22 protein-coding genes and 1 riboswitch are annotated in these 24,756 nt (G+C 67.9%); of the genes, 19 read left to right on the top strand and 3 right to left on the bottom strand.

Going from position 1 to position 24,756, the window contains the following annotated elements:
* Positions 1–32: 32 nt before the first annotated feature.
* The 5 genes from fliE to U5805_RS18215 all read left to right on the top strand — a co-directional run bounded on the left by fliE (position 33) and on the right by U5805_RS18215 (position 3,829).
* Entirely contained in the window at positions 33–368 is a 336-nt protein-coding gene (gene fliE, locus U5805_RS18235) for a flagellar hook-basal body complex protein FliE (RefSeq protein ID WP_322104893.1), read from the top strand.
* A gap of 143 nt (positions 369–511) precedes the next feature.
* The gene (gene fliS, locus U5805_RS18230) at positions 512–958 is read left to right on the top strand and encodes a flagellar export chaperone FliS (protein ID WP_322104892.1); all 447 of its coding nucleotides are present in this window, start codon (positions 512–514) and stop codon (positions 956–958) included.
* On the top strand, positions 955–1,287 hold the full coding sequence (locus U5805_RS18225; RefSeq protein ID WP_322104891.1) for a flagellar protein FliT: 333 nt from the start codon (positions 955–957) through the stop codon (positions 1,285–1,287). The genes fliS and U5805_RS18225 overlap by 4 nt, the downstream gene beginning before the upstream one ends.
* Positions 1,288–1,976: 689 nt before the next feature.
* Entirely contained in the window at positions 1,977–3,416 is a 1,440-nt protein-coding gene (locus tag U5805_RS18220; protein ID WP_322104890.1) for a flagellar hook-length control protein FliK, read from the top strand.
* Complete coding sequence (locus U5805_RS18215; RefSeq protein ID WP_322104889.1) at positions 3,413–3,829, top strand: EscU/YscU/HrcU family type III secretion system export apparatus switch protein; 417 nt, start codon at positions 3,413–3,415, stop codon at positions 3,827–3,829. Before U5805_RS18220 ends, U5805_RS18215 begins: the two co-directional genes overlap by 4 nt.
* Here U5805_RS18215 and U5805_RS18210 read toward each other — a convergent pair.
* Entirely contained in the window at positions 3,826–5,448 is a 1,623-nt protein-coding gene (locus U5805_RS18210; RefSeq protein WP_322104888.1) for a coniferyl aldehyde dehydrogenase, read from the bottom strand. The genes U5805_RS18215 and U5805_RS18210 overlap by 4 nt on opposite strands.
* A 35-nt stretch (positions 5,449–5,483) precedes the next feature.
* Positions 5,484–7,205, bottom strand: coding sequence for an isovaleryl-CoA dehydrogenase (locus U5805_RS18205; protein WP_322104887.1), 1,722 nt, complete (start codon positions 7,203–7,205; stop codon positions 5,484–5,486).
* Positions 7,206–7,660: 455 nt separating this feature from the next.
* Between U5805_RS18205 and U5805_RS18200 the strand changes: the two genes are divergently transcribed.
* Complete coding sequence (locus tag U5805_RS18200) at positions 7,661–9,286, top strand: GMC family oxidoreductase (protein ID WP_322104886.1); 1,626 nt, start codon at positions 7,661–7,663, stop codon at positions 9,284–9,286.
* A gap of 217 nt (positions 9,287–9,503) precedes the next feature.
* Entirely contained in the window at positions 9,504–11,342 is a 1,839-nt protein-coding gene (locus tag U5805_RS18195; RefSeq protein WP_322104885.1) for an OmpA family protein, read from the top strand.
* A 154-nt stretch (positions 11,343–11,496) separates the two neighbouring features.
* Here the strand turns inward: U5805_RS18195 and U5805_RS18190 are convergent, their stop codons facing one another.
* Entirely contained in the window at positions 11,497–12,438 is a 942-nt protein-coding gene (locus tag U5805_RS18190; protein ID WP_322104884.1) for a LysR family transcriptional regulator, read from the bottom strand.
* A 243-nt stretch (positions 12,439–12,681) separates the two neighbouring features.
* On the opposite strand from U5805_RS18190, the gene U5805_RS18185 reads away from it, so the two are divergent.
* The 12 genes from U5805_RS18185 (at position 12,682) to U5805_RS18130 (ending at position 24,754) form a co-directional block, all read left to right on the top strand.
* Positions 12,682–13,068: a CidA/LrgA family protein gene (locus tag U5805_RS18185; RefSeq protein ID WP_322104923.1), complete on the top strand. Its 387-nt coding sequence runs from the start codon at positions 12,682–12,684 to the stop codon at positions 13,066–13,068.
* A gap of 94 nt (positions 13,069–13,162) precedes the next feature.
* Entirely contained in the window at positions 13,163–13,885 is a 723-nt protein-coding gene (locus U5805_RS18180; RefSeq protein WP_322104883.1) for an LrgB family protein, read from the top strand.
* Positions 13,886–14,172: 287 nt separating this feature from the next.
* Complete coding sequence (locus tag U5805_RS18175) at positions 14,173–14,943, top strand: glycosyltransferase family 2 protein (protein ID WP_322104882.1); 771 nt, start codon at positions 14,173–14,175, stop codon at positions 14,941–14,943.
* 123 nt (positions 14,944–15,066) lie between these two features.
* Positions 15,067–15,196, top strand: a riboswitch (S-adenosyl-L-homocysteine riboswitch).
* Positions 15,197–15,229: 33 nt separating this feature from the next.
* Positions 15,230–16,648: an adenosylhomocysteinase gene (gene ahcY / locus U5805_RS18170; RefSeq protein WP_322104881.1), complete on the top strand. Its 1,419-nt coding sequence runs from the start codon at positions 15,230–15,232 to the stop codon at positions 16,646–16,648.
* A 183-nt stretch (positions 16,649–16,831) separates the two neighbouring features.
* On the top strand, positions 16,832–17,185 hold the full coding sequence (locus tag U5805_RS18165) for a phage holin family protein (RefSeq protein WP_322104880.1): 354 nt from the start codon (positions 16,832–16,834) through the stop codon (positions 17,183–17,185).
* A gap of 37 nt (positions 17,186–17,222) precedes the next feature.
* Positions 17,223–18,056 carry a methylenetetrahydrofolate reductase [NAD(P)H] gene (gene metF, locus U5805_RS18160; RefSeq protein WP_322104879.1) on the top strand — a complete coding sequence of 278 codons (834 nt, stop codon included), beginning with the start codon at positions 17,223–17,225 and terminating at the stop codon, positions 18,054–18,056.
* A 337-nt stretch (positions 18,057–18,393) separates the two neighbouring features.
* Positions 18,394–18,747, top strand: coding sequence for a hypothetical protein (locus tag U5805_RS18155; RefSeq protein ID WP_322104878.1), 354 nt, complete (start codon positions 18,394–18,396; stop codon positions 18,745–18,747).
* Between the two features lie 176 nt (positions 18,748–18,923).
* Entirely contained in the window at positions 18,924–20,558 is a 1,635-nt protein-coding gene (locus U5805_RS18150) for an ABC transporter substrate-binding protein (RefSeq protein WP_322104877.1), read from the top strand.
* Positions 20,559–20,685: 127 nt separating this feature from the next.
* A complete protein-coding gene (locus U5805_RS18145; protein ID WP_322104876.1) occupies positions 20,686–21,699 on the top strand; it encodes an ABC transporter permease subunit in 1,014 nt (337 codons plus the stop codon).
* Positions 21,700–21,753: 54 nt separating this feature from the next.
* Positions 21,754–22,671, top strand: coding sequence for an ABC transporter permease subunit (locus U5805_RS18140; RefSeq protein WP_322104875.1), 918 nt, complete (start codon positions 21,754–21,756; stop codon positions 22,669–22,671).
* A gap of 2 nt (positions 22,672–22,673) precedes the next feature.
* Entirely contained in the window at positions 22,674–23,720 is a 1,047-nt protein-coding gene (locus U5805_RS18135; RefSeq protein WP_322104874.1) for an ABC transporter ATP-binding protein, read from the top strand.
* Positions 23,717–24,754, top strand: a complete 1,038-nt coding sequence (locus tag U5805_RS18130; RefSeq protein ID WP_322104873.1) for a peptide ABC transporter ATP-binding protein — start codon at positions 23,717–23,719, stop codon at positions 24,752–24,754. Before U5805_RS18135 ends, U5805_RS18130 begins: the two co-directional genes overlap by 4 nt.
* Positions 24,755–24,756: the final 2 nt, after the last annotated feature.

The following is a 24,756-nucleotide window of genomic DNA, read 5'->3' as shown; positions in this document are numbered from 1 at the left end:
GGCCCGATTCATCCCCTTTTCGTGGAGCCAACATGACCGTTCCAGTCTCTCCGCTCACGTCCGCCCTCGCCCAGATCCAGTCGATGGCGACGCAGGCGGCCGGCGGCCCCACCGCAGCCGACGAAAAGTCGGGCGCGGCGACGGCGGGCGGGTTCGCGGCGGCGCTCAAGTCGTCGCTCGACAAGATCAGCGACGACCAGCAAAAGGCCGTCGGCGAGTCGCAGGCGTTCGAGCTGGGCGCGAGCAACGTGTCGCTCAACGACGTCATGGTCGACATGCAAAAAGCCAATATCGGCTTTCAGTTCGGGCTACAGGTCCGCAACAAGCTCGTCTCGGCGTATACGGACATCATGCAGATTCAGGTCTGACGATTTGCGGGTTTCGCCTGGAAACGCACTAAAGCTTCTCCCTCAACGTTCCGATAACCCGGCTAGAAACGGGACGACGCCGTGCCTCTCGCACGGCGGACGGTCACCGCATCCACAGCCAATCGTATCGAGGAGAAGCGCCGATGTTTTCCCAAGCCCACCTTGGAGCCAACGCTTATGCACGCGTGGGTGTAGAGACCGGGGTCATGGGCGCGAGTCCCCATCAGTTGATCGCGCTCCTGTACCAGGGCGCGCGCAAGGCCATCGCTCAGGCGCGCATGCACTTGCAGGTCGGCAATGTCGGCCCGCGTTGCGAGGCGATTTCCAAGGCGATTCGAATTGTCGAGAGCGGGCTCCAGCTCGCGTTGGACGTCGAGGCGGGCGGCGAGGTCGCGAAGCGGCTGAATTCGCTGTACGGCTACATGACGCGGCGCTTGCTGGAAGCCAATATCAAACAGAGCGAGACCATGCTGATCGAAGTGGATGGACTGCTGGCAACGCTCGAGGAAGCCTGGATGGGGATTGCGCCGGAAGCGGCGCGGATGATGGCCGAACGGTCCTCCGCGCTGGCCGGCTCGGTGACGAGATGAGTTCAAAAGCAGACTACTTCGCCCGCTATGAAGCGATAGCGGCCGTTTCGGGGCAAATGCTCCTCGCGGCACAGGATTCGCACTGGAACGTATTGATCGGCTTGCAGGAGGAATACCGCCTGCTCGTCGACGCCTTGAAGGGCTTCGAGAGCGCGGTGCGCCTCACGACCGCCGAGCGCGCGCGCAAATACGAGCTGATCCGCCAGATTCTCGCCGACGACGCCGCGATCCGCGATCTCGCGAGCCCGTGCATGGCGCGTCTTTCGGCGCTGTTCTACGGCACCGCGCAGCCCGCGCGCGTGTTGCAGGAGCTCTACGGGACGCGCTGAAGGTTGCGGGCGCGCGGCGGCTGGTCGCGCATGCCGCGCGAGGCGAGCGCGGCGGCTGGCGCGCGGAGGGCTGGTCGGTGCGGAATCGGCTGGTTAAGCGGCGATTAAGCGGCACGGAGTTGGCGACTAAGCGGCGCGGAATCGGCGATTAACCGGCGCTGAACTGGCGACAATCGGCGTTGAATCGGCGATTAATCAGCGCTGAACTGGCGACAATCGGCGTTGAATCGGCGCGGATTCGGTGACTAACCGGCGCGGAATCGGCTGGTCAATCGGCGATCAACCGGTGCGGAATCGGTGACTAAGCGTGCTGAATCGGCGCGGAGTCGGCGTCTAACCGGCGCGGGATCGGCGACCAATAGTGCTGAGTCGGCGACTAACCGGCGCGGAGTTGGCGATTAATCGGCGCTGAGCTGGCGACTAATCGCGTTGTCGGCGACTAACCGGCGCGGAATCGGCTGGTTAATCGGCGATCAACCGGTGCGGAATCGGCGACTAAGCGTGCTGAATCGGCGCGGAGTCGGCGTCTAACCGGCGCCGAACTGGCGACTAACCGGCGGGAATCTGAGACTAACCGGCGACCAACCGGCGCGGAATCGGCTGGTTACGGCGACCAACCGGCGCCAACCCGGCGACCAATCGGTGATTCAACTGGCGGCGGCTTGCCGCGCGCCGCTGCGGAACATCCCATGAACGGAATCGACACCGGAGCCGCATCGCTCCTTGCGAGCCGCGTCGCGGCGCTCACGCCGGTCGGCCCGCAGGAGGCCAGCGGCGCGGCGCAGGCCGGCGTTTCCGCGCTCGCGCCCGGCCTGACGCCGCTCGCCGACGCCCAGCAGAACGGCGCCGCCGCGCCGCAGGACTCGGCGCAGACCGTGCTTTCGGCGGTGGCGCTGGCGCTCGACGCGATCATCCGTTCGGGCGGCGAGGCCACGCCCGCCGTGGTCGGGCGCGCGCCCGTGTGGGCCGATCCCGCCGCCGCGCAGGGCGACGCGGCCACGCTGCCGCTGCCGGGCATGTCGGCGGCGCAAGCGGCCGAAGCCATGAATGCCGCCGAAACGGCCTTGCTCGCCGCGGTGGGCGACGCGCCCGCGGCCGCGGCGCAAGCCGAAGGCGCCGAGGCTTCGCAGAACTCCCAGGCCACGAGCGCCGCGCAGGCGCAAACCGGCGCCGTGGCGGCGCTCGCCGCTTCGCTCGCGCACACCGTGAGCGCGAGCGGCCTCTTCTACGAAGCGCATCTCGTGCAATGGCTGCGCGGCCAGTACACGCTCGCCCAGCTCGCCGACGAACCGCAGAACCGCTTTGCCGCCGGCGACGCGCAATTGCCGCTCGACTGGTCGCAGCCCGCCGACGATATCGACGACGTGCAGTGGATCGAAACCTTCTCGAACGCGCCCGCCGAAGCCCAGAATGCCCAAAACGCCGCGCGCGCCGACGCCGGCGCCGCCGCGCGCAATCTGCCCGCCCCGGCCGACGCGCGAGCCGACGCCAATGCGGCGCCCGCCTCGCGCGAACCGGCCGGCCGCGCCGCCGCCGCGCTCGACACGCTGCTGCCTTCCGCGCGCGACGCCGCGCAAACCGGCAATCCCAGCGTGCATCCGGGCACCGTTCCGCTCGTGCGCCAGCAGCTCGACATGCTCGCGACCGGCGAATTCCGCTGGAACGGCGAGGCGTGGCCGGGCGTGCGGCTCGACTGGACCCTTCAGCAAGATCGCTACGAACCGCGCGAAGGGCGCGACGGACGCGATGGGCGACACGCGCCCGGCGGCGCCGACGACCCGACGCCGTGGCGCACGCGCCTCACGCTCGCGCTGCCGAAGCTCGGCACCGTCGACGCCGAACTCACGCTCGCGGGCACGACGCTCGCCGTGCGCGTGCAGGCGAGCGAGGGCGGGGCGGCGCGGCTCACCGAGCACAGCGAGGCGCTGCGTGGGCGGCTCGAGGCGCTCGGGCTCACGCTCGCGGGCCTGTCGATCCGGGAAGTGGGCGGCGCGGGCGATCCGCTCAATGCCGCCGATGCCGCGAAAGCCGCGAGCGCGGCGAGCGCCTACGCGGCGCAAACCGAGCAGCGCGACCCGAGCGAGCCGCGCGAGATCGACGCGGCCGCCGACGACTGGGAGATGCGATGACGCCGCCGAACCGCCGCAGCGCCGCCGCGCTCGCCTACGACTCGCCCGGCGGCGACGCCGCGCCGCGCGTGGTCGCGAAAGGCTACGGCCTCGTCGCGGAAATGATCGTGCAGCGCGCGAAGGAAGCGGGCCTGTACGTACACGAAGCGCCCGAAATGGTCTCGCTGCTGATGCGCGTGGACCTCGACTCGAAGATCCCGCCCGAGCTGTATCAGGCCGTGGCGGAACTGCTCGCGTGGCTGCACCGGCTCGAATCGCTCGACGACCGCGAGGCCGCGCGGAACGCACACGCCGCGCAGAACACGCAGACAGCGCCGGCGAACGCGAACCTGAAGGTCGCGGGCAGCTATCCGCGCGACATCCGCGAATTGCGTTTCGCGCGCCCGGCGCTGCCCGGCGCGCCCAAACGCTAGCGCTTGAGCATCAGCTTCATCAGCAGATCGAACACGCGGCCGTAGGGCGGCGCGATCAGCTTGCGCGCGTTCAGGCGCGCCTGCGTGAACACGGGCTTCATCTTCGAGAACGTGACGAAGCCGTCGTAGCCGTGGTAAGCGCCCATGCCGCTCGCGCCGACGCCGCCGAACGGCAGCCCTTGCGCGACGATATGCATGAGCGTCTCGTTCACCGACATGCCGCCCGCGACGGTTTCGCGCGTCACGCGATCGACGGTGCGCGCGTCGTCGGCGTAGAGGTAGAGCGCGAGCGGGCGCGGCCGCGCGTTCACGTAGCGCAGCGCGTCGTCGAGCGTGTCGTAGGGCACGAGCGGCAGGATCGGGCCGAAAATTTCCTCCTGCATGAGCGCCGCAGCGTCGCTCGCGTTCGTGACGATCACGGGTGCGAAGCGGCGCGTCGCGGCGTCGTGCGTGCCGAGCGCGTGCAGTTGCGCGCCGAGGCGTTGCGCTTCGTCGGCGAGACGTTGCAGGCGCTCGAAATGGCGCGGCGAGATGATCGACGTGTAGTCGCCGTTGGTTTCGAAGCGCGGATACAACTGCGCGAAACGCGTGCGGGCGCGCGCGACGAACGCCGCTTCGCGGCCGCGCGGCACGAGCACGTAGTCGGGCGCGATGCAGGTTTGGCCCGCGTTGAGCGTCTTGCCGAGCAGGAGGCTGTCCACGGCGTAGTCGAAGCGCGCGTGCTCGCCGATCAGCGCGGGCGACTTGCCGCCCAGTTCCAGCGTGACGGGCGTGAGATTCGCGGCGGCCGCGCGCATGACTTCGTGGCCCACGCGCGTGGAGCCCGTGAACAGCAGATGATCGAACGGCAGCGCGCTGAACGCGGCGCCCACGCCGGCGTCGCCGTTCACGACCGCCACGTGGTCGCGCGCGAAGGTCTTGCCGATCAGTTCCTCGAGGAGCGCGGACGTGCGCGGCGTCAACTCCGACATCTTGACGATGGCGCGGTTGCCCGCCGCGAGCGCGCACACGAGCGGCCCGGCGGCCAGCAGCAGCGGATAGTTCCACGGCACGACGATGCCCGCCACGCCCAGCGGCTGCGGCACGACCCGCGCGCGGCCCGGCAGCAGCCATTTGCCGACGGCGCGCCGCTGCGGCTTCATCCAGCGCGCGCCGTGCTTGAGCGCATGCTCGATTTCCTGCTTGAGCGCGACGAATTCCGCGAGCGCCACCTCGCCCGGCGAACGCTGGCCGAAGTCGGCGTTCATCGCCTGCGCGAAGGCTTCGCGGTGCGCGAACAGCACGTCGCGCAACGCTTTCAGATGGCTCGCGCGCACCTCCCACGCGGGATACGGCTCGCGCAGATACGCCTCGCGTTGCAGCGCGAGCAGGGCGGCCAGCGTTTGCGGTGTGTGCGACGTGGCCGACGCAGCCGGAGCGGGCGACGCGTGTGGTTCGTGTGGTTCGTGCGATGCGTCTGATGCGTGTGATCCGTCTGATTCGTGCGATACGCGTGATTCGCGTGATTCATGCGATGCCGCCTCCGCCTGCCGTGCCTGCGCACCGGCCGACGCCTGCCTGTCAGCGGCGGTGGCCGTGCCGCCATCAAGCGTCAGCGTTTCGGGCGATTCGTGCTTCATGCGTCGGTCCTCTCGGAATGGGTGGCGCGAACGCCTCAGTGCGAAGGCAGCGCGCGTTCGACGATCGCGGCGTGATCGAAGCGCGCGGGCAGCGTGCCGAATACGCGGTCGCAGTCGGCGTCGTGTTCGCCAAGACGCGTGGCGACGAAAGCATCGGCGATCTCGCGCGGCGCGCGCGTGTTTTCGCGCAGCAACACGGCCTGCGCGATCAGCACGATCTGCTGCGCGATGCGCCGCGCGCTCGCCTCGCGCGAGCCGGGCGCGCCGTTGAGCAACGCGGCGAGCCGGTCGAGCGCCGCGCCCAGCACCGCGTCGCCGTGCGCCGCGCGGCGCCACGCGAGAAAGAGCGCCTGCGCGGCGTCGGCTTCGCGCTCCAGCGCGCGCAGCACGTCGAGACACATCACGTTGCCCGAGCCTTCCCAGATCGAGTTGACGGGCGCCTCGCGGTAGAAGCGCGCCATCGGCCCTTCCTCCACGTAGCCGTTGCCGCCCCAGACTTCCATCGCCTCGCCCGTGAATGCGAGCGCGCGCTTGCAGACCCAGAACTTCGCGGCCGGCGTGACGATGCGCCGCCACGCGCGCGCTTCGAGCGCGGCGTCGCCGTGCCGTTGCGGATCGCCGCTTTGCTCGAAGGCGTGCGCGAGGCGCATGAACAGCGCGGTCGCGGCTTCGGATTCGAGCGCGAGATCGGCCAGCACGTTGCGCATCAACGGTTGTTCGGCGAGCACACGGCCAAACGCGCTGCGGTGGCGCGCGTGATGAATCGCCTGCACCAGCGCCGCCCGCATGAGCGCCGCGCTGCCGATCACGCAGTCGAGCCGCGTGTAGTTGGCCATTTCGATGATGGTCGGCACGCCGCGTCCTTCGTCGCCGATCATCACGCCCCACGCCTCGAAAAATTCGACTTCGCCGCTCGCGTTCGAGCGGTTGCCGAGCTTGTTCTTCAGGCGTTGCACGTTCACGGCGTTCTTCGTGCCGTCGGGCGCAAAACGCGGCACGAAGAAGCACGAGAGGCCGTCGTGCTCCGTCGTGCGCGCGAGCACGAGATGCGCGTCGCACTGCGGCGCCGAGAAAAACCATTTGTGGCCGGTAAGGCGATACGGCGCGCCGCGGCCCGTTTGCGCGCCGGCGGCCCGCGCTTCGGTGCGGTTGCTGCGCACGTCGGAGCCGCCTTGCTTCTCCGTCATGCCCATGCCGATCATCATCGAGCGCTTCTGCGCGAGCGGCAGGTCGCGCGCGTCGTGCTCGCGCGCGAACAGCGGCGTGCGCAGCGTTTCGAACAGCGCGGGCTCGCGCATCAGCACGGGAATGCTCGCAAACGTCATCGTCAGCGGACACAGCGAGCCGGATTCGACTTGCGCGTGCAGGAAATAACCGGCGCAACGCGCGGCCATCGCGCCTTCGCGCGGCTCGGAGAACGGCAGCGCATGCAGCGCTTCCTCGCGCAGCAGCGCAAGCAGCCGGTGCCACGCGGGATGGAATTCGAGTGCGTCGATACGCTCGCCGCGCGGGCTGTGCGTGCGCAATTCGGGCTCGTGGCGATTGGCGAGATCGGCGAGCGCGAGCGTTTCGGCCTGGCCGAGCTTCGCGCCGTGGCGCACCAGCGTTTCGCGATGCCAGCCCGCGTGCGCGCGTTCGAGCGCTTCGCCCAGCGCGGCGTCGGTGGCGAACAGGTTGTAGTTTTCGAGCGGCGGCGCCTGGTTCGTGACCTCGTGCGTGGCGCCGGGGCGATGCGTGAGGTCGGCGTGATCGTTCATCTGCGTCTCCTGTGCCGGGCGGGCGGCGCTCGGGTCAATGCCGCGGCGCGTGTTGCGAACGGGCCGCGGCCGGGCTGCGCTCCGGCTGCAAGCGGGCCGCGACCCTTGCGCCGCTCCCGCGCCTCCGGGCGCGGGCGGCTGCGTTACGACCGCCGGCGCAACGCGGAAGCGAGCGCAACGGCCGCCTCGTTCGAAGCGTCCGCGCAGAAAACCGTGCGCTCCAGCGCTCCCTGTGCCGCCGGCTGGAATCCATCGTGTCGTCAGCCTTGCGGGCTGAACGGTCTTTCATGATAGGCGGCGATCGTCTGTCAGGTTTAGAGGGGATGCTCTGACATAAATACTGACCGCCGGATCGGACGCTTCCTACAATGCGCGATAAAAACCAGAAACGAACGGGCGTACAGATTGAGCGGCGCGGCCCGGTTCGTCAAGACAATCGAGAGGGAGGCGCACGGATGGAATACGACTACGTCATTGTCGGTGCCGGTTCGGGCGGCGCGTCGCTCGCCGGGCGGCTCGCGCGGCGCTGCCCCGAGGCGAGCATCGCGCTCGTCGAAGCCGGGCCGCACACGGCGCGCAATCTGTTCGTCAATATGCCGCTCGGTGTGGCCGCGCTCGTGCCGTTCCGCTCGAAACGCAACTACGCGTACGAAACCGTGCCGCAGCCCGGCCTGAACGGGCGGCGCGGCTACCAGCCGCGCGGACGCGGCTTCGGCGGCTCCAGCGCCATCAACGCGATGATCTACACGCGCGGCCATCCGCTCGACTACGACGAATGGGCGCGACTCGGCTGCGCCGGCTGGGCGTGGCGCGACGTGCTGCCGTACTTCCTGCGCGCCGAGAACAACGCGCGCGGCGCGAGCGCTTGGCACGGCGCGGGCGGCCCGCTCGCGGTGAGCGATCTGCGCGAGCGCAATCCGGTCGCGGAGCGTTTCGTGGCCGCCGCGCGCGAGGCGGGCCTGCCGCTCACCGACGACTTCAACGGCGCGCAGCAGGAAGGCATCGGCTTTTATCAGGTCACGCAGCGCAACGGCGAGCGCTGCACGGTCGCGCGCGCCTACGTGTACGACGCCGCGCGGCCGAATCTGCATTTGATCGCCGATGCCGCCGTGCTGCGCGTGGTGTTCGACGATGCCGGCCGGCGCGCGAGCGGCGTGCAGATCGCGCGCGGCGGCGCGACCGAAACGCTGCACGCGCGCGCCGAGGTGATCCTCGCGGCGGGCGCGTTCAACACGCCGCAACTGCTGATGTGCTCGGGCATCGGCCCGGCGGACGAATTGCGCGCGCACGGCGTCGCGGTGCGTCACGACGCGCCCGAAGTGGGCCGCAATCTCGCCGATCACATCGACTTCACGTTCAATACGCGCGTGCGCTCGAGCGAAACCGTGGGCTACTCGCTGCGCGGCGGCGCGCGCATGGCGGCGGGTCTCGCGCACTGGTTGCAGCAACGGCGCGGCATGCTGACGACCAACGTGGCCGAGGCGGGCGGCTTTCTCAAGAGCCGCGCGGCGCTTGATCAGCCCGATCTGCAACTGCACTTTTGCACCGCGCTCGTCGACGATCACAGCCGCCGCCTGCATTGGGGGCACGGCTATTCGCTGCATGTGTGCGTGCTGCGCCCGGCGAGCCGCGGCACGGTCACGCTCGCGAGCGCCGACGCGCGCGTCGCGCCCGTGATCGATCCGCGGTTTCTCGCCGATGCGCGCGACCTCGATCTGCTCGTGGACGGCGCGCGTCTCGCGCGGCGCATTCTCGACGCGCCCGCGCTCCAGGCGATGCGCGGCCGCGAACTCTACACGCACGCCGCGCAGACCGACGCCGAACTGCGCGCGGCCATCGCCGCCCACGCCGACACGATCTATCACCCGGTGGCCACCTGCCGCATGGGCGGCGACGCGCGCTCGGTCGTCGACACGCAGTTGCGCGTGCGCGGCGTGACGCACCTGCGTATCGCGGACGCCTCCGTCATGCCCACGCTCATCGGCGGCAACACCAACGCGCCCACGGTGATGATCGGCGAGCGCGCGGCCGACTTTCTCGCACACGCGCGGCGCGCCGGCAGCGTGACCGCCGCCGTCTGACGCGCCCGGTTTTCTTCGCCTACACACCGACCGGAAGCCCGGCTCCGACGTAAAAAACGCGGCAAAAGAGGCGAAAAATCCGAGTTCGGTGGCGTTTTCGTCAAAGAGTGTGCGGGGCGCGCGAGGCGCGTAATTTCGAGATTTCGGACTCCCTATAATCGCGCTCGGATTTTGGGCGTGTCAGGTGGCGCGTCCGCCAACGGGAGGGTCCGCCTCAATGAGCATCAACGTCTTTCATCTACTCGAAACGGTTCTGAGCGACGACGTCGTCAGAACGCTCGGTGCGCGCTTCGGGCTTGCCCCCGACCTCACCCGCAAGGTCGCGGGCGCGGCCGCACCGGCCATCGTCGCGGCGATCATGCATCGCGGCAGCACGCCCGACGGCGCGCGCAGCCTGTTCTCCACGATCATGTCGCCGGACGTCAATCCGTCGATCGGCAAGCAACTGCCCGATCTGCTCACGAGCACGGCGGGCCTCGCGCAGCTCGAAGCCACGGGCCGCGACCTGGTCCAGAAGGCGACGGGCATGAATTTCGGCGCGCTCTCCGACGCCGTGGCCGTGCAAACCGGCGCGCCGCAGTCGACGTCGTTCGCGCTTTCGGGCGTGGTGGGCGCGCTCGTCATGGGTCTGTTGAAGCAGCATTTCACGGCTTCGCAAGGCTTCGTGGGCCAACTGCCGAGCCTGCTCGGCCATCAACTCTCGTCGGTGAACGCGAGCCTCACCGACCGCCTCGCGAGCGCCGTCGGCCTCGGCAGCGCGGCGGCGTTCGCGGGCTCGATTCTCGGCCGCCTGAAAGACGTTTCCGCGCATCTCGATCATCCGCAGCCGACCGTGCGTCCGGTCGCGCCTTCGATGCCGCCGCAGACCGTGGGCCAGACCACGCCGCCCATCGTCGAGGAAAAACGCCGCCATCACTGGCTCTGGTGGCTGCTCGGCGCGCTTGCGGTGATCGTCGCGTTCCTCGCGCTGCGCTCGTGCCAGCACAGCGACGGCACGAAGGACGCCGTCACGGCGGACGCGGCTTCGGCGGCTTCCGCCGCTACGGGCGCGCAAGCGGCTACGGGCGCGGTGGCTTCGGGCGCGATCGGCGCTTCGTCGGCAACGGCGGCTTCGGACGCGAGCGACGCATCGGCTGCATCGGCTGCGTCTGCTGCATCGGCGGCACCTGCTGTATTGGCGGCGTCCGGCGCTTCGGCTGCGTCTGCCGCTTCGGCCGCTTCGGCTGCCAGCGACAGCGCTTCGGCGCCCGCCGCCGCGCCCGCGCCCACGGCCGACTCGCATCTCTCGTTCACCGTCGATAAGGCCGGCGTGCCGACCGTCACCGCGACCGTGGGCAGCGAAGCCGAGAAGGCGCAGCTCGTCGACGCGCTCAACAAGCGTTTCGGCGCGGGCAAGTTCACGGCCAACGTGAGCGTCGATCCGGCGACGAAGCCGGCGCCGTGGCTCGCGCATTTCGACGCTCTGCTGCCGCTGATGGCGCTGCCCGGCGCGCAAGTGAAGATCGACGGCACGCACGTCGAGCTGAGCGGCGCGGCCGCCGACGCGAAGGCGGGCTGGCTCGACAAGCTCAAGGCTGTGTTCGGCACGGGCTTCGACATCGGCGTGTTCAACGTGCAGCAAGCCGTGGCCAGCGCGACGCAGTCGTTCCGCGACGCCGTGAAGGGCCTGTTCGGCGCCGACGCCTCGTGCGCCGCCGACGACGTGGCGAAAACGCTCAACCTCCAGGTCGTGAACTTCGCGACGGGCAGCTCGGTGGTGCCGGCCTCGGCCGCCGCCGATCTACGCGAATCGGCGAAGGTGCTCAAGCAGTGCGCGCAGCGCGGCAAGGCGGTCAAGCTCGAAGTGGCCGGCTACTCGGACAACGTGGGCGACAAGGCCGCCAACCTCGCGCTCTCGAAAACGCGCGCGCAAGCCGTGCGCACGTATCTGGTCGCGCAAGGCGTGCCGGTCGCGACGCTCGCCGCGCAAGGTTACGGCGACGCCGACCCGGTCGACAGCAACGACACCGAAAGCGGCCGCTTCCGCAATCGCCGCATCGCGTTCGTGGCGAAATAAGCCGCCGCTGCCATGCGTCAGCCGTTCTGGTTTCGGCGCAACGACAAACCGCCCGCCTCGCCGGGCGGTTTTTTTTCGCCGGCGCGCGCCGATGCGCCGACACGTTCTCGCCCGCGCGCCTTGCCTGCCGGACGAACCGCGGAGCGGCCGGCCATCAGCGTCCGGCGCTTTTTTCCAGGCCCGGCGGGCACACGAAATCGTCGAGAAACGTGAACGGCTTGCCGTACTCCGCGCGCGCCACTTCGAGCCACGCGCGCGCCGCATGCGAGAGATAGCCGTTGTGCTTCCAGCCGATCGCCATGTCCCACGTGATCTGCGGCTCGGAGACGGGCAGGCAGGTGAAGCGCTCGGCGTCGAGGCGGCGCACGTAGGGTGCGGGCAGCAGCGCGATGCCCACGCCCGCGAGCACGAGCGCCGCCATCAAATCCCAGTGGCCGCTGCGCCCGACCACCTGCGGCGCGAAACCGGCGCTCCGGCACGCGTTGAGCACCACGTCGTTGAGCGCGAGGCTTTCCCCGTAGAACACGAACGGCTCGCCCGCGAGTTCCTTGAGCGGCACGGCGAGCTTGCCGTCCCAGCGCGAGCCGCGCCGCGCCACGAGCCAGAGCACTTCGTGCGAGATCGGCAGCACGTCGATCTGCGCGGGATCGACGGGCAGCAGCACGCCGCCCAGTTCGAGTTCGCCCGCGATCAGCGCCGCCTCGATCGCGCGCGAGCCCTGCTCGAACAGCTTCAGTTCGATGCGCGGATAACGCTGGCGAAACGCGGCGATGGCGGGCGTGAAAAGCGAGCCGCCCATCGGCGGAATGCCGATGGTGAGTTCGCCGCGCCCGAGCGTGCCGAGATCGGCGAGTTCGGCTTCGAGCTGCGCCTGCGCGGCGAGCACGTCCTGGCCGCGCTGATAGACGATGCGGCCCGCGTCGGTGAGCACCATCTGGCGCGCGTCGCGCAACAGGAGCGGCATGCCGGTTTCGTCCTCCAGCGCCTTCACCATCTTGCTGATGGTGGGCTGGGTGACGTGCAGTTGTTCGGCGGCGGCGGTGAAGCTCTGCTGCCGCACGACCTCGATGAAATAGCGAAGCGCGCGCAGTTCCACGGTCGGCCTCTTCAGAAAGCGTGCAGGAAAAACGCCGGATTGGTGCATCCGGCGCAGCATTCCACATTGGAATGCAAACGATGATTCTAAGTCATTATATTTATGTTGCGACGCAACCTATACTGACTTCCATTCCAAAGTCACCTAGGGTTTGCCATGACTGCCGCCGCCAACGCCCAGCATTCCGCCCGCGCCGCTTCCCCGCAGGGCACGGCGCAGGCCGCGCGCCGCGCCGGCAAGGTCATGGCCCAGTCGGCGCTGCTCGCGGGCGTGTGGTTCGTGGCCGATCTGCTCGCGCGCGCCGCGCATTTGCCCGTGCCGGGCGGCGTGGTCGGCCTCGTGCTGCTGCTGGCGCTGCTCTTTTGCGGCGGCGTCGCGCCGCGCTGGGTCAAGGCCGGCGCCGACTGGCTGCTCTCCGACATGCTGCTGTTCTTCATCCCGGCCGCCGTCGCGGCGGTGCAGTACGGCGGCCTTTTTCGCGCCGACGGCTGGCGCCTCGCGCTCGTCGTGGTGGGCGGCACGCTGATGGTGATGGTGGCCGTGGCGTTCGCCGTCGACCAGGCCGCGCGCCTCGAACGCCGCCTCGCGCTGCGCCGCGTGCGCCGCGAACGCCATCTGGCGCACGCCTGATCGCTGCCCCGATCCGCCTTTTCGGACAAGGAGATTTCGCCATGCTGGTCGCCCTGCTGTTCACGCTGTTCCGCCGCTCCGGCACGAAGCCGTCATGAGCGCGTTCTACTCGTCGCTGTTCGCCGACGACGCCGCGCGCCTCATCGCCGCCGGCTGCTTCGTGCTGACCGTCGCGCTCTATTTCGCCTCGAAGGCGCTCTACGCGCGCGTGCGCTCGCCGTGGCTCACGCCGCTGCTCGCGGTGCCCGTGGTGCTGGGCGCCGTGGTGTTGCTGCTGCACATTCCGTATCCCGTCTATTTCCAGGACACGCGCTGGCTCATGTGGCTGCTCGGCCCGGCCACGGTGGCGTTCGCCGTGCCGATCTACGAATACCGCGACCTCATCCGGCGTCACTGGATCTCGCTCGCCGTGGGCGTGACGGTCGGCATTCTGGTGGCCGTGAGCGGTTCGCTCGCGCTCGCCAAGCTGCTGCACCTTTCGCCCGAACTGCAACGCAGCCTGATGACGCGCTCCATCTCCACGCCGTTCGCGCTCGCCGTCTCCGACAAGATTCACGCGCCGCGCGATCTCACCGCGCTGTTCGTGATCGCCACGGGCCTGTGCGGCATGCTGTTCGGCGAACTGGTGCTCGGCCTCGTACCGCTTCGCACGCGGCTCGCGCGCGGCGCGCTCTTTGGCGCGGCGGCGCACGGCGTGGGCACCGCGAAGGCGCGCGAGCTGGGCCGCGAGGAAGGCGTGGTGGCGAGCCTCACGATGATGATCGCAGGCGTGGTGATGGTGCTGATCGCACCCGCGCTGGGCTTTCTGCCGGTATGAGCCGAAGGCGCTGCGCGCGGGCGCCGGCGTGATCCGGCATGATCGGCGGGCTTCATCGCGAATCTTCTGTGGCCCGCTTCCTGCGGCCGTCGGCATGCGGCGGCCGGCATGAAGCGAACTGCGTGCGCCGCCGTTTCGCGCCGACTTCACGGGCGATTTCGCCGGCAACCGCGCCGGCATTTTTATCGGGATAGACATTTGAAAGATGGCGGTAGGATTCGCCGCGTTGCCGGGCAAGGCGCCGCAAGGACGCCGAATCCCGGTCTGCGCCACGAACCGTCCCCGTCATGCAACCCATCACCGTCATCGTCCCGTGCTACAACGGCGCGGCCACGCTCGCCCGCGCGCTCGAAAGCTGCATCGGCCAGCGCGAAGCCAAACAGATTTTCGTCGTCGACGACGGCTCGACCGACGCCAGCGCCAGCGTCGCGCGCGTCCACGCGTTGCGCGAGCCGCGCGTGAAGCTCGTGCAGACGGCCGGCAACGGCGGCCTCGCGCGGGCGCGCAACTGGGGCGCGCTGCTCGCCGACACACCGTTCGTCGCGTTCCTCGACGCCGCCGACGAATATCTGCCCGGCGCGCTCGCGGCCGCGGTCGGCCACTTGCGCGAATTTCCGCGCGAGGCGGTGGTGCGCCTCGACGTGGACTACGCCGATTTCCCGAAGGTCATCGCCGCGCGCGCCGATTTCGCGAGGCACGCCGCCACGCTGAGCAACACCGTGGCGAGCAGCATCGTGATCCGGCGCAGCGCCTTTCTCGCGCTGGGCGGCTTTCCCATCGACGAATTCTTCCGCCGCCACGGCGGCGAGGACGGCGCGCTTTCGTGGGCGCTCAGCGAGATTTTCAGCCAGCGCCGGCTCGACAACGCGAAGCGCGTGCGCATGCACTATCGCGCGGGCGCCGCGGCCGAACGCTTTTTCCGCGCGCAGATGCGCCTTTGCGCGCCCGATCCCGAATTCGACGCCGAAATGGTCAAGCATTCGCGCGCGTTTCTCGACGGCGCGCGCGAGCGCATTCGCGAGCTGCGCGATCTCAACGTTTCGGCGCCGCCCGGCTGAGGCGCGCGCGGCGCGTCTCGCCGAGCGCCACACCGAGCGTTGCGCGGCGCGCTGCACCCGGCGTCGCGGCCGCTGCGCGCTGCCGTCCCGCGCCGTCATCCCGATTTGCTACAATCACGCCTCGTCTTCGAGGAGCGTTGCGACGGATTCGCGGTTCGACACCGCCTGATCCGCCAGGCTCGAAGGCGCTCAATCCGGCCGCCGTTTGCGCTTGTCGAAGCGCGGCCGCATCGAAAAACGGCGCTCACGTCTTTAATTTCTAGCTACTTTTAGAAAGGAGGGCGTGATGAACGCCGCAATTCCGCAAGATCAAGCCAAGGATTTCGTCGTCGCCGATATGGCGCTTGCCGGCTGGGGCCGCAAGGAACTCGACATCGCCGAAACCGAAATGCCGGGCCTCGTGCAGATTCGCGAAGAGTACAAGGCGCAGCAGCCGCTCAAGGGCGCGCGCGTGGCCGGCTCGCTGCACATGACCATCCAGACGGGCGTGCTGATCGAAACGCTCAAGGCGCTGGGCGCCGACGTGCGCTGGGCCTCGTGCAACATCTTCTCGACGCAGGATCACGCCGCCGCGGCCATCGCGCAGGGCGGCACGCCGGTGTTCGCGTTCAAGGGCGAGTCGCTCGACGAATACTGGGAGTTCTCGCACCGCATCTTCGAATGGCCGAACGGCGAATTCGCCAACATGATCCTCGACGACGGCGGCGACGCCACGCTGCTGCTGATCCTCGGCTCGAAGGCCGAGAAGGACCGCTCGGTCATCGGCAAGCCCACGAACGAGGAAGAAGTCGCGCTGTACAAGTCGATCGAAAAGCATCTGGACGCCGACCCGACGTGGTACTCCACGCGCCTCGCGCACATCCAGGGCGTGACGGAAGAAACCACCACGGGCGTGCATCGCCTGTATCAGATGGAAAAGGACGGCCGCCTGCCGTTCCCGGCCATCAACGTGAACGACTCGGTCACGAAGTCGAAGTTCGACAACCTGTACGGCTGCCGCGAGTCGCTCGTGGACGGCATCAAGCGCGCGACCGACGTGATGATCGCGGGCAAGATCGCCGTGGTGGCCGGTTACGGCGACGTGGGCAAGGGTTGCGCGCAGTCGCTGCGCGGCCTGGGCGCCACGGTGTGGGTCACGGAAATCGACCCGATCTGCGCGTTGCAGGCAGCGATGGAAGGCTACCGTGTCGTGACGATGGAATACGCCGCCGACAAGGCCGACATCTTCGTGACGGCCACGGGCAACTACCACGTGATCGGCCATGACCACATGAAGGCGATGCGCCACAACGCGATCGTCTGCAACATCGGCCACTTCGACTCGGAAATCGACGTCGCGTCCACGCGCCAGTACCAGTGGGACAACATCAAGCCGCAAGTCGACCACATCATCTTCCCGGACGGCAAGCGCGTGATCCTGCTGGCCGAAGGCCGCCTCGTGAACCTCGGCTGCGCCACGGGCCACCCGTCGTTCGTGATGTCGAACTCGTTCACGAACCAGACGCTCGCGCAGATCGAACTGTTCACGCGCGGCGACCAGTACGAGAACAAGGTGTACGTGCTGCCGAAGCATCTCGACGAAAAGGTCGCGCGCCTGCACCTCGCGCGCATCGGCGCGAACCTGACCGTGCTGTCCGACGACCAGGCTTCGTACATCGGCGTGGACAAGAACGGTCCGTTCAAGCCGAACCACTATCGCTACTAAGCGGTTGCCGCGCCGGTCCGGAGCGGGCGCACGCGCGCCGGCTCCGGGCGCTTGCCGGTTACAGTGCGATACAACGCGGCTTGCCGTTTTAAGCCGCCGTTAAGCGATCCACCCGATGCTGTCCAAACGCTCGCGCCCGAACGCGCGGGCACGCTTCCCGTCAACGACGCAAGAGGAATCACCATGACCGTGCTGCTGACCTGGCTCATCAACGCGCTCGCGCTCCTGATCATCACGTGGCTCGTTCCGTCGATCCACATCCGCAGCTTCGGCACCGCGCTCATCGTCGCGGTCGTGCTCGGCCTCATCAACGCCGTGCTGCGCCCCGTGCTGATCGTGCTCACGCTGCCCGTGACGATCCTCACGCTCGGCGTGTTCATTCTCGTGGTGAACGCGCTGTGCTTCTGGCTCGCGGCTTCGCTGCTCAAGGGCTTCGAGGTGTCGGGGTTCTGGTCGGCGTTCTTCGGCTCGATTCTGTACAGCATCGTGTCGTGGCTGCTTTCGGCGCTGATCTTCGGCAACCGCAGCCTCGGCTGACGCACGCAGGCGGCCTTATCAACGCGGCCCATTCATCATGAAACCGATCGAACTCTCATTCGAATTTTTCCCGCCGAAAACGCCGGACGGCGTCGAGAAGCTGCGCGCCACGCGCGAGCAGCTTGCGACGCTCGATCCGAAATTCGTTTCGGTGACGTTCGGCGCGGGCGGCTCCACGCAACAGGGCACGCTCGACACCGTCGTCGACATCAAGAAGGCGGGCGTGGACGCGGCCCCGCACCTCTCGTGCATCGGCTCCTCGAAAGAGAGCCTGCGCGAGATTCTCGGGCGATACCGCTCGCACGGCGTTCGCCATATCGTCGCGCTGCGCGGCGACCTGCCTTCGGGCATGGGCGAAGTGGGCGAGCTGCGCTACGCGTCGGAACTGGTCGCGTTCATTCGCCAGGAAACCGGCGACGCGTTCCATATCGAAGTGGCCGCGTATCCCGAGTACCACCCGCAGGCGCGCTCGCCGCGCCACGACCTCGAAGCGTTCGCGCAGAAGGTGAAAGCGGGCGCGGATTCGGCGATCACGCAGTACTTCTTCAACGCCGACGCGTATTTCCGTTTCGTCGACGACGCGCGCAAGCTGGGCGTGGACATTCCCATCGTGCCGGGCATCATGCCGATCACGAACTACTCGCAGCTCATGCGCTTTTCCGACATGTGCGGCGCGGAAGTGCCGCGCTGGATCGCGAAACGTCTGGAAAGCTTCGGCGACGACCGCGAGTCGATCCGCGCGTTCGGGCTCGACGTGGTGACGGACCTGTGCCGCCGTCTCGTCGACGCGGGCGTGCCGGGTCTGCACTTCTACACGCTCAACGCGGCGACGGCTTCGAAGGCGATCTGCGAGCGGTTGCTCGCGCGATAGATGGCTCGTTGAACGTTTCCGGGCGTCTCGCGTTTTCGCGCCGACGCCGCACGAAAACCGCGCGGTGCCGCTGTTGCGGCCCGCGCGATTTTTTATGACATGCGGATTTCGCTCGCATGGCGGCTTGCGCGGGCGTGCAGACCAGCGAGGCGGTGCGCTAACGGCAAACCTGCGCGTCGCGACGGCGGGGCATGGCGGGAGCGGTGCGTGCGAACTTGTTCTGAGTCAAGGCACGTTCGATTTTCAGGCATCGGATGATTGCATCCTTTCGAGCCCTTTCGCGCGCTTTAGAGACATTTCCCTACAAAGGCCGTTCACGCGTCCCGATGCATACTGAATGAGCGCGTTCGCGCTCGCGCGCGGTTTTCGCTGCTCGCGCGCGCCCGCTTGTCTGAATTCGCCGCGCCGCGACGGCGCCAATCATGGGGATGGCGATGCCGATGCCGATGCCGATGCCGATGCCGTGACGGCGCTCGTGGCGCGCTGCCGCGCCGGGACGCCGCGCGCAGGGGCTGCGCATGCAATCGCGAAATCGCGAGGCAGGAACCGGCCGGGGCGCGCCGCCGCGGCCGTACCTCGAAAGCGCAGGCCGCCAGCCCGTTTCATCGCACGCCACGCGGGCGGCACAACGCCGTGGCGGCACGAAACCCATCGGCGCGGTAAGGTCACGTTCGGCCGACTTCCCGCATGAAACGGCAAGAAAAACGCGCAAGGCGTCGCGGTGCGGTGCAACAATCCGCGGCGCGCCGGGCTGTCAACCCGGCGTTTTCCACAGGCGGCCGGGCTTTTTGGCTGGCTTGTGACACCGGCGCGCGCTCGGTAAGATCGCGCTACGCCGGCTCCGGCCGGCATTGAACTGGAGGAAACATGAAAGAAAACAAACTGTTGCGCGCTGCACGAATGGCATCGCTCGTGGCGCTCGCAGCGGCATCGATTGCACAAGCCCCGCTCGCGCATGCCGCGGGCAGCATTCCGAACAAAACGCTCGTCTATTGTTCCGAAGGCAGCCCCGCCGGCTTCGACCCCGCGCAATACACCACCGGCGTCGATTTCACCGCGAACACGTTCACCGTCTACAACCGCCTCGTGGAATTCGAGCGCGGCGGCACGAAGGTCGAACCGGGTCTCGCGCAATCGTGGGACGTTTCCCCCGACGGCAAGACCTACACGTTCCATCTGCGTCACGGCGTGAAGTTCCAGACGACTTCGTTCTTCAAGCCCACGCGCGAATTCAACGCCGACGACGTGGTGTTCACGTTCCAGCGCATGCTCGACCCGAACCAGCCGTTCCGCAAGGCGTACCCGGTTTCGTTCCCGTACTTCACCGACATGGGCCTCGACAAGCTCATCGCCAAGGTGGAGAAGGTCGACCCGTACACCGTGAAGTTCACGCTCAACGAGCCGAACGCGCCGTTCATCCAGAACATGGCGATGGAATTCGCGTCGATCCTCTCGGCCGAATACGCCGACCAGCTCCTCAAGGCGAACAAGGCCGCCGACATCAACCAGTATCCGGTCGGCACCGGCCCGTTCATCTTCAAGAGCTACACGAAGGACGCGACCATCCGCTTCGACGGCAACCCCGACTACTGGAAGCCGGGCGCGGTCAAGCTCTCCAAGCTGATCTTCTCGATCACGCCGGACGCGAGCGTGCGCGTGCAGAAGCTCAAGCGCGACGAATGCCAGGTGATGAGCTATCCGCGTCCCGCCGACATCGCGCCGCTGAAGGCCGACGCCAACCTCGCGATGCCGTCGCAGCCGGGCTTCAACCTCGGCTATCTGTCGTACAACGTCGAGCACAAGCCGCTCGACAAGCCGGAAGTGCGCCAGGCGCTCGACATGGCGATCAACAAGAAGGCGATCATCGAGTCGGTGTACCAGGGCGCGGGCCAGCTCGCGACCAACCCGATGCCGCCCACGCAATGGTCCTATGACAAGAACCTGAAGGCCGCGTCGTACGACACGGCCAAGGCCAAGGCGCTGCTCGCGAAGGCCGGCCTGCCGAACGGCTTCGAGATCACGCTGTGGGCCATGCCGGTGCAGCGCGCCTACAACCCGAACGCGCGCCTGATGGCCGAAATGATCCAGGCCGACTGGGCCAAGATCGGCGTGAAGGCGAAGATCGTCACGTACGAGTGGGGCGAGTACATCAAGCGCGCGCACGCGGGCGAGGACGACGCCATGCTGATCGGCTGGACCGGCGACAACGGCGACCCGGACAACTGGCTCGGCACGCTGCTCGGCTGCGAGGCCGTGAACGGCAACAACTTCGGCAAGTGGTGCTACAAGCCGTTCGACGAACTGGTGCAAAAGGGCCGCCAGACCTCGGATCAGGCGCAGCGCACGAAGCTCTACACGCAGGCGCAGCAGATCTTCGCGGATCAACTGCCGTTCTCGCCGATCGCGCACTCGACGGTCTATCAGCCGGTCAGCAAGAAGGTGACCGACATGCGCATCGAGCCGCTCGGCTACGCGCGCTTCGACGGCGTGGGCATGCAGTAATCTGATCGAGCAGGCTTCCAACCGTTCTCGCACACATAGAAAACTGGTCGGAATAAGGTCCGGCGACCGGGGTCACAAGCCCCTGTCGCCGGTTGCGTTTCAATTCATGCTTTCGGGGGAACACCACATGTTCCGCTTCGTATTGCGCCGCGTCGGCATGGTGATACCCACGTTCATCGGCATCACCATCCTGGCGTTCGCGCTCATTCACCTGATTCCGGGCGACCCCATCGAAGTGATGATGGGCGAGCGCGGCGTCGACCCGCAGATGCACGCCGAGGCCATGCACCGCCTCGGGCTCGACGAGCCGCTGCCGCTGCAATATTTCCACTACGTGAGCCGCGCGCTGCAAGGCAATCTCGGCACCTCCATCATCACGAACACGAGCGTGATGGGCGAGTTCCTCGCGCGCTTTCCGGCCACCGTCGAACTGTCGATCTGCGCGCTCGTTTTCGCGCTCGTGATCGGCCTGCCCGCGGGCGTGTTCGCGGCGCTCAGGCGCGGCACCGTGGTCGATCACGGCGTGATGGGCACGGCGCTCACCGGCTACTCCATGCCGATCTTCTGGTGGGGGCTCATCCTCATCATGGTGTTCTCGTCGAAGCTGGGCTGGACGCCGGTTTCGGGCCGCATCGCCGTGGAATTCGACATTCCGCACGTCACGGGCTTCATGCTGATCGACTCGCTGCTGCCCGGCACCGACGAAGGCTCGTTCCGCTCGGTGCTCTCGCACCTGATCCTGCCGTCCATCGTGCTCGGCACCATTCCGCTCGCCGTGGTCGCGCGCATGACGCGTTCGTCGATGCTCGAAGTGCTGCGCGAGGACTACATCCGCACGGCGCGCGCGAAGGGTCTGTCGCGCGCGCGCGTGATCGTCGTGCATGCGCTGCGCAACGCGCTCATTCCGGTCGTGACCGTGATCGGCTTGCAGGTGGGCACGTTGCTGGCGGGGGCGGTGCTCACCGAAACGCTGTTTTCGTGGCCCGGCATCGGCAAGTGGCTCATCGACGCCATTGCCCGCCGCGACTATCCCGTGGTGCAAGGCGGCATTCTGATGATCGCGACGCTCGTGATCGTCGTGAATCTCGTCGTCGATCTGCTGTACGGCGTGCTCAACCCGCGCATTCGACATACGAGGTAACCGCGCCATGACGATGCAAACCCCACAACACAACGACTGCGCGAAGGAGGCATGATGGCTGACATTCAGAACACCGCGCCTCGCGCGGTCACGCCGCCTTCGGGCCGCACGCTGGCGCTGCGCGAATTCTGGGCGAACTTCTCGCGCAACAAGGGCGCCGTGGGCGCCGGCGTGATCGTGCTGCTGCTGATCTTCGTGGCGATCTTCGCGCCGCTGATCGCGCCGCACAGCCCGATCGAGCAATACCGGGACTACGTGAAGATTCCGCCCGCCTGGCTCGACGGCGGCAACTGGAAGTTCGTGCTCGGCACCGACGAAGCCGGCCGCGACATTCTTTCGCGTCTCATGTACGGCGCGCGGCTTTCGCTGTGGATCGGCTGCGTTTCGGTCGTGCTCGCGCTGATTCCCGGCATCGTGCTCGGCCTCGTGGCCGCGTTCTTCGAGAAATGGGCCGATACGCCGATCATGCGTCTCATGGACGTGCTGCTCGCGCTGCCTTCGCTGCTGCTCGCGGTGGCCGTGGTCGCGATCATCGGCCCCGGTCTCACGAACACCATGCTCGCGATCGCCATCGTCGCGCTGCCCGGCTACGTGCGTCTCACGCGCGGCTCCGCGCTGGGCGAACTGCACAAGGAATACGTGACCGCTTCGCGCGTGGCGGGCGCGGGCACGCTGCGGCTGATGTTCTCGCAAGTGCTGCCCAACTGCACCGCGCCGCTGATCGTGCAGGCCACCCTCGGCTTCAGCTCGGCGATTCTCGATGCGGCCGCGCTGGGCTTTCTGGGCCTTGGCGTGCAGCCGCCCGCCGCCGAATGGGGCGCGATGCTCGCCTCGGCGCGCGATTACATCGACAGCGCATGGTGGATCGTCACGATGCCCGGCCTCTCGATCCTGATCTCGGTGCTCGCGATCAACCTGCTCGGCGACGGGCTGCGCGACGCACTCGATCCCAAGCTGAAACGGATGGCCTGAACATGGATGACCTGCTTACTATCCGCAACCTGGCCGTGAACTTCAACGGCCTGCCCGCCGTCGACCGCGTGAATCTTTCCGTGGCGCCGGGCGAGGTGCTCGGCATCGTCGGCGAATCGGGCTCGGGCAAGAGCGTCACGATGATGGCGCTCATGGGCCTGATCGACGCGCCGGGCAAGGTCACGGCCGACTCGGTCACGTTCGACGGCCGCGACCTGCTCAACGCCACGGGCCGCGAGCGCCGCCGCATCGTCGGCAAGGACATCGCCATGGTGTTCCAGGACGCGCTCACGAGCCTGAACCCGAGCTACACGGTCGGCTATCAGATCAAGGAAGTGCTGAGGCTGCACGAGGGCTTGCGCGGCGCGGCGCTCAACGCGCGCGCGCTCGAACTGCTCGACCAGGTGGGCATTCCCGACGCGAAGAACCGCATCGACAACTTTCCGCACCAGATGTCGGGCGGCATGAACCAGCGCGTGATGATCGCGATGGCCGTGGCCTGCAACCCGAAGTTGCTGATCGCCGACGAGCCCACCACGGCGCTCGACGTGACCATTCAGGCGCAGATCATGGAACTGCTCGTGCGCTTGCAGAAGGAGCGCGGCATGGCGCTCGTGCTGATTTCGCACGACCTCGCCGTGGTTTCCGAAGTCGCGCAGCGCGTGGCCGTGATGTACGCGGGCGAGATCATCGAAACCAACCGCGTGCCCGATATCTTCTCGCGCCCGCATCATCCGTACACCGAAGCGCTGCTGGCCGCGATTCCCGAGCACAACAAGGGCGCGGCGCGGCTCGCGGCGCTGGCGGGCATGGTGCCGGGCCGCGACGACCGGCCCGGCGGCTGCCTGTTCGCGCCGCGCTGCAAGTACGTTGTCGACGATTGCACGAAGGCGCGCCCGCCGCTCGATCCGGTCGCGGACGCAAGCGGCCTCGCGCGGGTTCGCTGCATCAAGCCGCTGAACGTCGCGGGCGGTGCAGGCGGTGCAAGCGGTACAAATGGCGCAAGCGGCGGCGCGGCGGTTCAACATTCGAATGGAGGCGCGCGATGAACGCAGTCCTGTCATCCCCACCTCGCGGCGACGCACGCGACGACGACAAGGTGCTCGTCGCCGAGGATCTGAAAAAGCACTACACCGTGAAGCGCGGCATGTTCGGCACGGGCACCGTGAAGGCGCTCAACGGCGTGTCGTTCTCGCTCACGCGCGGGCGCACGCTGGCCGTGGTCGGCGAATCGGGCTGCGGCAAGTCGACGCTCGCGCGCCAGCTCACGATGATCGAGCCGCCCACCTCGGGCAAGCTCACCGTCGACGGCGAGGACGTTGCGCAGGCCGGCGGCGCGAAGATCGCGGCGCTGCGCCGCCGCGTGCAGATGGTGTTCCAGAACCCGTTTGCCTCGCTCAATCCGCGCAAGACCGTGGAGCAGACGCTCGGCGAGCCGCTCGCCATCAATACGCGGCTCACGGCCAGCGAGCGCGCGGACCGCATCGCGCACATGATGCGCATCGTCGGTTTGCGGCCCGAGCACGCCAAGCGTTATCCGCATATGTTCTCGGGCGGCCAGCGTCAGCGCGTGGCGATCGCGCGCGCGATGATTCTCGATCCGCAGATCGTGGTGGCGGACGAACCCGTGTCCGCGCTCGACGTCTCGATCCAGGCGCAGATCCTGAATCTGTTCATGGACTTGCAGGAGCAGTTCCGCACCAGCTACGTGTTCATCTCGCACAATCTGGCCGTGGTCGAACACATCGCCGACGACGTGATGGTGATGTATCTCGGCGGCGTGGCGGAACTCGGCGACAAGGAAACGGTGATCTCGCGGCCGCGCCATCCGTACACGCGTTCGCTGCTTTCGGCCACGCCCGCGATCTTCGAGGAAGACCGCCGCGTGAAGATCAAGCTGCAAGGCGAACTGCCTTCGCCGCTCAACCCGCCTTCGGGCTGCACGTTCCATCAGCGCTGCCCGTATGCGATCGAGCGATGCCGCAGCGAGGTGCCGCAACTTCGCGAAGTCGATGGGCGTCAGGTATCCTGCCATCGTGCTGAGGAGGTGGGGGAAGAGGATGGGCGGCCGATGCCGGCCTGATA

Source organism: Paraburkholderia sp. J41, assembly GCF_905220235.1.
Classification (GTDB): domain Bacteria; phylum Pseudomonadota; class Gammaproteobacteria; order Burkholderiales; family Burkholderiaceae; genus Paraburkholderia.
Note: the sequence above shows the minus strand (reverse complement) of the source record. Positions and strands in the feature narration are given on the sequence as shown.